An 11,485-nucleotide genomic window follows, 5' to 3' on the forward strand; every position below is an offset into this window, starting at 1 on the left:
ATAGCGTTGCGCCATCCACAACCCTCGGCAGAAATATCTCGCAGAAACAGGTTGCACCCGGTTGCACCCCGCTCATCTCGCGGCTAATCTTGCTGCCAGCTATAGCCACGGCCAACGTGGCCCATAAGAGGACTAGACATGGCGACCACCACCCTCGGTGTCAAACTCGACGACCCGACCCGCGAACGACTGAAAGCCGCGGCAGCATCCATTGACCGGACGCCGCACTGGCTGATCAAGCAGGCGATCTTCAACTACCTGGAGAAGCTGGAGGGTGGTGCAACCCTGAACGAACTCAACGGTTTTGCCGGCAAGGACAACGACGACTCCGGTGACCTGCCGGCAGATGCGACCCATCAGGCATTCCTCGAATTCGCCGAAAGCATCCTGCCGCAGTCCGTGCTACGCGCCGCCATCACCTCGGCTTACCGTCGTCCTGAGCCGGAAGTCGTGCCGATGCTGCTGGAACAGGCTCGCCTGCCCGCCCCGATCGCTGACGCCACTCACAAGCTGGCTGCCTCCATCGCCGAAAAACTGCGCAATCAGAAGAGCGCCGGTGGCCGTGCCGGTATCGTTCAGGGCCTGTTGCAGGAATTTTCCCTGTCGTCCCAGGAAGGCGTGGCATTGATGTGCCTGGCCGAAGCCCTGCTGCGCATTCCCGACAAGGGCACCCGCGACGCCCTGATCCGCGACAAGATCAGCACCGGCAACTGGCAGCCGCACCTGGGCAACAGCCCGTCGCTGTTCGTCAACGCCGCGACCTGGGGTCTGCTGTTGACCGGCAAGCTGGTCAGCACCCATAACGAAGCCGGCCTGACGTCGTCGCTGAGCCGCATCATCGGCAAGTCCGGCGAGCCGATGATCCGCAAGGGCGTCGACATGGCCATGCGCCTGATGGGCGAGCAGTTCGTCACCGGCGAAACCATCGCCGAAGCGCTCGCCAACGCCAGCCGTTTTGAAGCCAAAGGCTTCCGCTATTCCTACGACATGCTCGGTGAAGCTGCACTGACCGAGCACGACGCGCAGAAATATCTGGCGTCCTACGAGCAGGCCATCCACTCCATTGGCAAGGCCTCCCACGGTCGCGGCATCTACGAAGGCCCGGGTATCTCGATCAAGCTGTCGGCACTGCACCCGCGCTACAGCCGCGCCCAGTACGAGCGCGTGATGGAAGAGCTGTACCCGCGTCTGCTGTCGCTGACCCTGCTCGCCAAGCAGTACGACATCGGCCTGAACATCGACGCCGAGGAAGCCGACCGCCTGGAGCTGTCGCTGGACCTGCTTGAACGCCTGTGCTTCGAACCGCAATTGACCGGCTGGAACGGCATCGGCTTCGTGATCCAGGCCTATCAGAAGCGCTGCCCGTACGTGATCGATTACGTCATCGATCTGGCCCGTCGCAGCCGCCATCGCCTGATGATCCGTCTGGTCAAAGGTGCGTACTGGGACAGTGAAATCAAGCGCGCCCAGGTCGAAGGCCTGGAAGGCTATCCGGTCTACACGCGCAAGGTGTACACCGACGTTTCCTACATCGCCTGCGCCCGCAAACTGCTGTCTGTGCCGGAAGTCATCTACCCACAATTCGCCACCCACAACGCCCACACGCTGTCGGCGATCTATCACATTGCCGGTCAGAACTATTACCCCGGCCAGTACGAATTCCAGTGCCTCCACGGCATGGGCGAGCCGCTGTACGAGCAGGTGGTCGGCAAGGTTGCCGATGGCAAGCTGAACCGACCGTGCCGTGTCTATGCCCCGGTCGGCACCCATGAAACGCTGCTGGCCTATCTGGTTCGCCGCCTGCTGGAAAACGGCGCCAACACCTCGTTCGTCAACCGTATCGCCGATCAGTCGATCTCGATCCAGGAACTGGTCGCCGACCCGGTCGCCAGCATCGAGCGCATGGCCACTCAGGAAGGCGGTTTCGGTCTGCCGCACCCGCGCATTCCACTGCCGCGTGATCTGTATGGCAGCGAACGGGCCAACTCGGCCGGTATCGACATGGCCAACGAACACCGTCTGGCCTCGCTGTCTTCGGCGTTGCTGGCGACCGCCCACAACGACTGGAAAGCCGTGCCGATGCTCGGCGCTCCGGTCAGCGAAGGTGCGCAGGCGCCGGTGCTGAACCCGTCCGACCTGCGCGATCTGGTCGGCCACGTTCAGGAAGCCACGCTGGAAGATGTCGACGCCGCCCTGCTCAGCGCCCTGAGCGCCGGACCGATCTGGCAGGCCACGCCACCGGCCGAGCGCGCAGCGATCCTTGAGCGCGCTGCCGACCTCATGGAAGCCGAGATCCAGCCACTGATGGGCCTGTTGGTCCGCGAGGCCGGCAAGACTTTCGCCAACGCCATCGCCGAAGTCCGCGAAGCGGTGGACTTCCTGCGCTACTACGCGGTGCAGGCACGCAATGATTTCAGCAACGACAGCCATCGCCCGCTGGGTCCGGTGGTGTGCATCAGCCCGTGGAACTTCCCGCTGGCGATCTTCAGCGGTCAGGTCGCCGCAGCGCTGGCCGCCGGTAACCCGGTGCTGGCAAAACCCGCCGAACAGACCCCGCTGATCGCTGCCCAGGCCGTGCGCCTGCTGCTGGAAGCCGGGATTCCCGAAGGTGTGGTGCAACTGCTGCCGGGCCGTGGTGAAACCGTCGGTGCGCGGCTGGTCGGCGACGAGCGCGTCAAGGGCGTGATGTTCACCGGCTCCACCGAAGTGGCCCGCCTGCTGCAACGCAACATCGCCGGTCGTCTGGACGCTCAGGGCCGTCCGATTCCGCTGATTGCCGAAACCGGCGGCCAGAACGCAATGATCGTCGACTCCTCGGCACTGACCGAACAGGTGGTCATCGACGTAGTGTCTTCGGCCTTCGACAGCGCCGGTCAGCGTTGCTCGGCCCTGCGCGTGCTGTGCCTGCAGGAAGACTCCGCCGACCGTGTCATCGAAATGCTCAAGGGCGCCATGGCCGAAAGCCGTCTGGGCAACCCGGAGCGTCTGTCGGTAGACATCGGTCCTGTGATCGACGCCGAAGCCAAGGCCGGTATCGAGAAGCACATTCAGGGCATGCGCGACAAAGGCCGCACCGTGTATCAGGTGGCGCAGGCCGACAGCGATGAGATCAAGCGCGGCACCTACGTGATGCCGACCCTGATCGAGCTGGAAAGCTTCGACGAACTGCAACGCGAGATCTTCGGTCCGGTGCTGCACGTGGTCCGCTACAAGCGCAAGGAGCTGGATCAGTTGATCGGCCAGATCAACGCTTCCGGTTACGGCCTGACGCTGGGCGTACACACCCGCATCGACGAGACCATTGCCAAGGTCATCGATTCGGTCAACGCCGGCAACATGTACGTCAACCGCAACATCGTCGGTGCCGTGGTCGGTGTGCAGCCGTTCGGTGGCGAAGGCCTGTCGGGTACCGGTCCGAAAGCCGGCGGTCCGCTGTACCTGTACCGCCTGCTGTCTACCCGTCCGCAGGACGCCATGCAGAAGTCCTTCGCCGGTCGCGATGCCGACGTGGCGCCAGACACCCGCCTGCGCGAGAGCCTGCTCAAACCGCTGAATGCTCTGAAAACCTGGGCGGCCAGCCAGCAACTGAGCGAACTGGAAGCACTCTGCGGCCAGTTCGCCGAGCAGTCGCAAAGCGGCGTGACCCGTCAACTGGCGGGCCCGACCGGTGAGCGCAACAGCTACAGCATCCTGCCGCGCGAGCATGTGCTGTGCCTGGCCGAGGATGAAGCCGATCTGCTGACCCAACTGGCCGCGGTGCTGGCGGTGGGCGGTTCGGCCATCGTGCCGGACGGCGAACCGGGCAAGTCACTGCGCAACCGTCTGCCGAAGGACGTTCAGGCACGCATCAAGCTGGTGGCCGACTGGAGCAAGGACAACATCGCGCTCGACGCGGTGCTGCACCACGGCGACTCCGACCAGTTGCGCGCCATCTGCGAGCAAGTCGCCCAGCGTGACGGCGCCATCATCGGCGTGCAGGGTCTGTCGAAAGGCGAAACCGCCATCGCGCTGGAGCGTCTGGTGATCGAACGCGCGCTGAGCGTCAACACTGCAGCGGCCGGCGGTAACGCGAGCCTGATGACCATCGGCTAACCCCCCCCCCTGTAGCAGCCTGGCTTGCCGGCGGTAGCGTCCCAAGATCGCTACCGCCGCCAATCCCGACGGCTACGGAGCGGCGCTATTTCCCACCGCAGCCAGACTGCGCTGCCTCACTCCCCCTTCAGCGGAAAGAACCGGTCTACCAGTTCGCCGCCGTCCTGCCCCAGCATCTTCGCGTACTGCTCCCTGTCGAACAGCGCTCCGGTACGCAGATCATAAGCGGGGCCACTGACAGTCCCCGGCGGCACCTCACGCAGAATGACATGCATGAAGCGGTACTGATTGCCGGTGACCTCTTCGATACGCTGGATCTGGAAATAGCGCCCCGGCAGGAAGATCGACTCTGCCTCCTCTGGCGTCGCTGAAAACGGGCTGATCGGCCGGGCGTTCAGGTATTCCTTGGCGGGCAGCTCGAACACCACCGAAGTGTCATCGAAGGCAAACGGGCCGTCGCCGGTGAACTGGGCATCCGGGTGGGCGTTGGCGAAGATTCTCGCGTTGTAGGGGTTCTCGCTGAACGAGGTGATATCGGTGTTGACCAGCACGTCGCCCGGTTTCAACTGGCTATTGCGAAACACCACGCCCGACGTACCGCGCTCACCACTGCCGCCCCGATACAACGCCACATCGTTGTTGCAGGGGATCAGTTCCAGATCTTCGCTGAAGCGTCGGATCAGACCCACCTGATCGCGGCCCTGACGCTCGCCCATCCGCAAAAAGTTGTTGAACGCCCTGGAGTCGTGGCTGTAAAGCGTGATGTTGCCGCCGATGTAGGCGTTATCCGAGTTCTTGAACACTCGGTGCTTGTTGCCCGCCTCGTCCCTGACCGCGTCTTCATTGTCGGAATCGACAAAGACATCGTCTTCGCCTTCGGCCTGAAAGACATCAAGCAAACCTTCGTGGCGTTCGGTGGCCGCCTGCGAGAGTCTTTCCGAGCGAGCCGGGTTGGCCTGCATGTACATATCCCAGAACGGCGAGGTCGTCGTCGGATAGGCTTCGTCGGTAGGTGGTGCCGGCGGCGTGCCATCCTCCCCTGGCAGGCCGCCGCCCTGCAATCGTGGCGGCAGCATCAACTCCCAGTCGCCACCCTCGTTCAAGCGCACTGGCCGCACATTGGCAAACGCATAGGGATTTTCCGCATCCACCACCGCCCAGCAACCCAAGTCGTTGAGGTAACGCACGCGATACGGCAGGTGGTTGATCTCGATCCAGGTTTCACCATCGGCACGCACAGAAACACCACGGGCCACACCGTTGCCGCCGACCACCGAAGCGCCGTCAAGGATTTCATTGCCTTCAAAACCTGCCAGGGAAAGCTGGGCGGACGACTCACCGGCTTTCACGCCGCGGGCTGCAGCCCCAATGCTTGCCAGTAACGGCAGGTTGAGGAACACGAACACTGAATCGAAGACGGCACCGATGACTCCCGCCTTACGCTGCGCAGCAGTACGCCCGTTGACCGCCTGATCAATGTGCAAACCAAGACTGGATACACCCGCACCCACGGCAACCAATGCCAGTGGCCAGCACAGCAACGAACCCACACCTGCCACCAGCGCAAGGAAACCGAGATGCCCCATCCAGATCTGCTTGCGCAGTTCGGCGTTACTGGTCAATTGCTGACGTACGTCAGCCTCCGTCTCGCGGATGGCGTGGTCACGCAATTGCGCGAAGACGTCTGCTACGCCCTCTGGCCGCCCGATCAACGGTTGAATGGACGTCCAGGTGTGCTCGCTTCGGCGCAGCAGTTCCTCACCGAACGCAGCGTGCTGCCCCGGATCACGGACAAACTCGGCGACCAGCGCCGCACGGCTTTTCGGCTCGACAATCTGCTGTTGCAACCACTGATACAGGTGCGGCTCGTCCTCGAAAACCTGAAACACCTGTGCGGCATTGGGGCGATAGAGGATCTGCCGGCCACGACCGTCGATGATCTGCAGGACGCTTCGTGAATCAGTGCCCGCCAGTTGCAGGCGATGCAGCGTCACGCCCGCCAGCGGCGCGCGATGCTCGCTCAGTGTCTGCCAGGCAATGTCGACTTGGAGATTGCCTGTCGCTGCCGCCAGGACCACGCGAAACGCGTCGTGGTCCAGCTGTCGGCAGGCGAGCGCCACGCCAGCCGCCGCGATCATCTGCGCCTTGGTCAGCATGCAGAAATCCACGCTGTATTCATCCCAGAATGCCGCCACTTTCCGCGCACAGTCGCTGGCGAAATCCAGCGCCCAGAAATCGGCCATGACCGCACTGGGCAACATGGCGACTTCGTTGGTCTCGTTGTAGTGAATGTCCGCAGGGCCAGCGAGATAGAAGCCGCCATCGACATTCAACTCGTCGCCATTGTCCTGATCATGGGGCCTGAAACGGACCATGAGCAGTTGAATGAGGGTCATCGACTCCATCGGCAGGCCAACATGCTCCCAACCGGTGAAGATCTTTGAACTGCTCTGTGCCGCAGCAAAACGGTGCCAGTACACGTTGGCGGGATCCAGCCATTTGCCGGTGTGCTTGTGGATGAGCTGACGCGCGGTGGTATAGGCCATCGCATAGACGTCGGGATAAGCCTCGATAAAGGCTGCGACGCGCTTGCGCAGCGCGCGTTCGATTTGCGTTGCAGATTGAGAAGCCAGCATGGCTCTGAGTCCTTTCAGGGTTGAGAAGCCATGCAGGTAAGCAAGTTTGTGGAGGCGCAGGGGGGTAGTTATTTATGTTTTGTGAGAGCGAATTCATTCGCGAGAGGCCAGCACATCCGACACCGCTGTATCGCCCATGCTCACGCATCGCGAATGAATTTGCTCCCACAGGGCTCTTTCAGCGCGCTGTGTATTCACCCGCAAACAGGCCTCCTGCGAGACCCACGCCGTGGTGAGTGTTTTCGCTCTCCATCACTCATATCAATCATCCTTCTACTGAAAAATCACTGCGCCTAGACTGTCGTTCATTCATCGAAGAAGGTACGCCGCCATGTCCGAGACGCTGCTCAGTTCGCGCAATCTGGCTTTCGAGCTGTATGAGGTGCTGGATGCCGAGGCGCTGACCCGCCGCGAACGCTTCGCCGAGCACAGCCGCGAAACGTTCGATGCGGCGATCACCACGGCACGGACCCTGGCCGAGAAATATTTCGCCCCGCACAACCGCAAGAACGACGAACACGAGCCGCGTTATGAAAACGGTGAGGCGAAGCTGATCCCCGAAGTGAAACCGGCGGTGGATGCCTTTCTCGAAGCCGGCTTTCTCAACGCCGCACGGGATTTCGACGTCGGCGGCATGCAGCTGCCGACCCTGCTCTCTCAGGCCTGCTTTGCGCACTTTCAGGCGGCCAATGCGGCGACCGCGTCATACCCGTTCCTGACCATGGGCGCCGCGAATCTGATCGAAAACTTCGGCAGCGAGGAACAGAAACAGCGCTTCTTGCAGCCGATGATAGAAGGCCGCTACTTCGGCACCATGGCGCTGACCGAACCTCATGCCGGCTCATCGCTGGCGGATATCCGTACCCGCGCCGAGCCCGCCGCTGACGGCAGCTATCGCCTGCGCGGCAACAAGATTTTCATTTCCGGTGGCGATCACCCGCTGTCGGAAAACATCGTCCATCTGGTCCTCGCCAAACTGCCGGACGCGCCACCCGGCGTGAAGGGTATTTCACTGTTCATCGTGCCCAAATTCCTGGTCAACGACGACGGCAGCCTCGGCCCGCGCAACGACGTGATCCTCGCCGGGCTGTTCCACAAGATGGGCTGGCGCGGCACCACGTCCACCGCCCTCAACTTTGGCGACAACGGCGCGTGCGTGGGCTATCTGGTGGGCAAGCCGCACCAGGGCCTGAGTTACATGTTCCAGATGATGAACGAGGCGCGGATCGGTGTCGGCATGGGCGCGGTGATGCTCGGTTACGCCGGTTATCTGTACTCGCTGGAGTACGCCCGCGAGCGTCCGCAGGGGCGTCTGCCGGAGAGCAAGAACCCGGACAGCGCGCCCGTGGCGATCATCAACCATGCCGACGTGCGACGCATGCTGCTGACCCAGAAAGCCTATGTGGAAGGTGCTTTCGATCTGGGTCTGTACGCCGCCCGGCTGTTCGACGATACCCAGACCGGCGAGTCCGAAGATCAGCGCGAACTGGCCCACGAACTGCTGGACCTGCTCACCCCGATCGTCAAATCCTGGCCGTCGGAGTTCTGCCTGAAGGCCAACGAACTGGCGATCCAGATTCTCGGTGGCCACGGTTACACCCGCGAATACCCGGTGGAGCAGTACTACCGTGACAACCGCCTGAATCCGATCCATGAAGGCACACACGGCATCCAGTCGCTCGACCTGCTGGGGCGCAAGCTGGCGCAGAACGGTGGCGCCGGGCTCAAGCAACTGATTCGCCTGATCGCCAACACCTGCGCAGCCGCCCAGAGCCATGCCTCGCTTGAAGCACTGCGCCAGCCGCTGGAACAACTGGTCGCCCGCCTGCAAACCATCACCCTGGAACTGCTGGGTGACCTGGCGCGGGGCGACGTCACGGCCACGCTGGCCAATTCGGCGCTTTACCTGAAGGCATTCGGGCACACCGTCATTGGCTGGCGCTGGCTGGAACAAGCCATTCGCGCCGAGCGCGGGCTGATCGAAGGCCGTCCGGCAGACGCCGACTTCTACCGGGGCAAACTGCAGGCAGCGCGTTATTTTCTGACCTGGGAAGTGCCCGCGTGCCATCACGAACTGGCGATTCTGCAAGCCCGTGATGACCTTTGCCTGTCAATGCAGAACGACTGGTTTTAAGCCGCAATCACGCCTGTGGGAAGAAGATGTCTGCCAGCACGCTGGCATCTTCACCAAGCATTTGCGCGTAGCGCTCGCGGCTGAACAGTTCGCCCGTGCGCAGATCGTAGGCCGGGCCCTTGACCTGCTCGGCCGGGATTTGCCGGAGTTGTACGCGCATGAAGCGATAGCTCGGCCCCTTGACCTCCTCGATGCGCTGGATGCGGAAGTAATTACCGGGCATGAACAGCGATTCGACCTCATCCGGACTGGCCGAAAACGGGCTGACCGGGCGGGCACCGAAGTACTGTTTGGCCGGTAGCTGGAAGACCACCGAGGTGTCATCGAAGGTGATCGGGTCGTCCGTTGCCAACGTACTTTCGCCACCCTGGCTGCTGGAAAAGGTTCGCGCGACGTAAGGGTTTTCGCTGAACGAGGTAAAGTCGGTGTTGACCAGAACATCACCGGCCTTGAGGCGACCTTCGCGAAACACCACGCCGGACGTGCCGCGTTCGCTGCTGCCGCCGCGATACAACGGCACATCGTTGTTGCACTCGATCATGCTCAGGTCTTCGATCAGGCGCCCGATCATCGTGACCTGATCATTCCCCACGCGCTCGCCACTGCGCAGCAGCCGGTTGAACGGACGTCCGTCACGGCTGTAACGGGTGATGTAGCCACCATAGAAAACATCGTCGTGACTCTTGAAGACGCGGATCTTTTCGCCGAAGGGGTCGATCACCGCGTCGTCACGGCTGGAGTCTGAAAACATCTCGTCATCCTCCGCCTGATAGATGTCCATCAACGTCTCCTGACGCAGGTTGCCCCTATCAGACAGGCGCTCCTCTTCGAAGGGGTTCACCTGCATGTAGATGTCCCAGAACGGCGAATCCGTGGTGACGAAGGGGTGCTCCGCCGTTGGCATCGGCTCAGGCTCTGGGGTGCCGGGCTCCTCGGGCATGAAACTCAGTTGCCAGCGGTCCTGCGCATTCAGGTGTACGGGGCGCACGTTGTTGAATTCGAATGGGTTGTCGGGGTCGATGATGGCCCAGGACTTCAGGTCGCTGAAGTAGCTCACGCGGTAGGCATTGCCGGCGAGCACGATCCAGTCTTCCCCGTTGCTCAGCTCATGCACCCCACGGGCATGGCCTGTAGCGGTGACCATGGGCACATCTTCCAGGCTTTGCCCGCCGGCCAGTCTCTCCAGCAGGAAGTCATCCCCCACGCTCGCCATCGCTGGCAAAGCCCTGGTCACGCGCCCCAGAGACGCCATCAACGGCAGGTTGAAAAACATGAAAATAGAATTGAAGATCGCGCCCTGCAGGCCGGACTTGCGCAGTTGCGCAGTGCGGCCGTTGAGGGCCTGGTCGATGTTCAGGCCCACGACGGCGAGTCCTGCGCCCACCACGCTCAACGCAATCGGCCACGACAGCGGAGACAACCCGCCCGCCACTTGCATGAAAGCGCCGAGAAAGCCGATCCAGTACTGCTTGCGCAGGCTCGAACCCGTGGTCAATTGGTGTTCGACGTCCTCTTCCATTTCCTTGCGCGCCTTGTCACGCAGTTGGTTGAAGACCGCTGTCGACGTCTGTGCAGCAGAGCGCCGGACCAACTGCTGCGCGATGCTCCAGGGGTGCAGCGTGTGCTGGGCGACATTCTTGATGAACAGCCCCTGAGCCTCGGGGTCACGGGCGAACTGCACCGCCAGCATCTTCGCGGCCGCAGGGTCCGCGGCCTGGTCGCGCAAGTGTTCGTACAGCGCACTTTCATCGGCAAAACACTGGAATGGCCTTACGACGTCGGGGCAATAAATGATCTGTCGCCCCTGCGGATCGGTGATGTGCAGCGCACCGCGTGACTCGGTGCCGGCCACAGTGAGCAACTGGATGGTCACCCCTTCGGGTGGCATCCGGCTTTCGCTCAGATAGCTCAGCGCGGCATCGATGTCGCGGGTGCCGACGGCGGCGCTGAATAGAGTCAGAAAATCTCGGCTATCAAGGTGGCCGCGGCTCATTTCCGAAGCCGCTGCGCCAATCAACTGGATCTTGGCGAACAGCGAGAAGTCTTCGCTGTGATCACGCCAGAACACCTTGATCTGGTCACTGCATTTCGCGGCGAAATCCAGTTCCCAGAAGTCGGCGAGCACGCTGCTGGGCCGAATCTTCACCTCATTGGTGTCGTTATAAAGGGCTTCATGGGCGTCCACCCAGTAGAAACCGCCCCAACTGTCCAGTTCGTCTGGCGACGCAGCATCGCCCACCTTGAAGCGGCGCATGACCAGCTCGACCATGGTCATCGACTCGATCGGTGGCCCGGAATGCTGCCAGCCCGATATGCAGAGCTTGTTGTCGTCGGCGTTGTTGAAGCGGTGCCAATAGATCTTGGCCGGGTCCAGATATTTGCCAGTGTGCTTGTGTACGATCTTGCGGGCGGTCTCGTACGCCAGGGCGTAGAGATCCGGGTACGCGGTGACGAACACCGCTGCACGCTTCTGCAGATACTGTTCGCTCAGGGGAATTGATGACATCGCATTGAGTCCTTTTGTCATGGGGATGTCATGCAACTAATCAGCTTGCTACGAAGAGGGGCGGTAACTATCTATCGGACAGTCACACTGCTAGCGTCTCGTTGCCGCGCGGCTGCC

Annotated in this window: 4 protein-coding genes; 2 read left to right on the forward strand and 2 right to left on the reverse strand. The window is 62.1% G+C overall.

Annotation, left to right across the window (positions count from 1 at the left end):
* Positions 1 to 138: 138 nt before the first annotated feature.
* Positions 139 to 4,092, forward strand: a complete 3,954-nt coding sequence (gene putA, locus ACIPL0_RS00910) for a trifunctional transcriptional regulator/proline dehydrogenase/L-glutamate gamma-semialdehyde dehydrogenase (RefSeq protein WP_400594743.1) — start codon at positions 139 to 141, stop codon at positions 4,090 to 4,092.
* A gap of 116 nt (positions 4,093 to 4,208) precedes the next feature.
* Here the strand turns inward: putA and ACIPL0_RS00915 are convergent, their stop codons facing one another.
* The gene (locus tag ACIPL0_RS00915) at positions 4,209 to 6,728 is read right to left on the reverse strand and encodes a dermonecrotic toxin domain-containing protein (RefSeq protein WP_400731259.1); all 2,520 of its coding nucleotides are present in this window, start codon (positions 6,726 to 6,728) and stop codon (positions 4,209 to 4,211) included.
* 331 nt (positions 6,729 to 7,059) lie between these two features.
* Here ACIPL0_RS00915 and ACIPL0_RS00920 point away from each other — a divergent pair, with 331 nt between their 5' ends.
* The gene (locus tag ACIPL0_RS00920) at positions 7,060 to 8,862 is read left to right on the forward strand and encodes an acyl-CoA dehydrogenase (RefSeq protein WP_400594737.1); all 1,803 of its coding nucleotides are present in this window, start codon (positions 7,060 to 7,062) and stop codon (positions 8,860 to 8,862) included.
* Positions 8,863 to 8,869: 7 nt separating this feature from the next.
* Here the strand turns inward: ACIPL0_RS00920 and ACIPL0_RS00925 are convergent, their stop codons facing one another.
* Positions 8,870 to 11,368, reverse strand: a complete 2,499-nt coding sequence (locus ACIPL0_RS00925; protein WP_400594734.1) for a dermonecrotic toxin domain-containing protein — start codon at positions 11,366 to 11,368, stop codon at positions 8,870 to 8,872.
* Positions 11,369 to 11,485: the final 117 nt, after the last annotated feature.

It is taken from the genome of Pseudomonas sp. NPDC090208, from assembly GCF_044746785.1.
In the GTDB taxonomy this organism is placed as follows: Bacteria; Pseudomonadota; Gammaproteobacteria; order Pseudomonadales; family Pseudomonadaceae; genus Aquipseudomonas.

Bases quoted from the DNA above. Each gene is read 5' to 3' on its own strand.
- putA (WP_400594743.1), top strand. From the start codon at position 139: ATGGCGACCACCACCCTCGGTGTCAAACTCGACGACCCGACCCGCGAA.
- ACIPL0_RS00915 (WP_400731259.1), bottom strand. From the start codon at position 6,728: ATGCTGGCTTCTCAATCTGCAACGCAAATCGAACGCGCGCTGCGCAAG.
- ACIPL0_RS00920 (WP_400594737.1), top strand. From the start codon at position 7,060: ATGTCCGAGACGCTGCTCAGTTCGCGCAATCTGGCTTTCGAGCTGTAT.
- ACIPL0_RS00925 (WP_400594734.1), bottom strand. From the start codon at position 11,368: ATGTCATCAATTCCCCTGAGCGAACAGTATCTGCAGAAGCGTGCAGCG.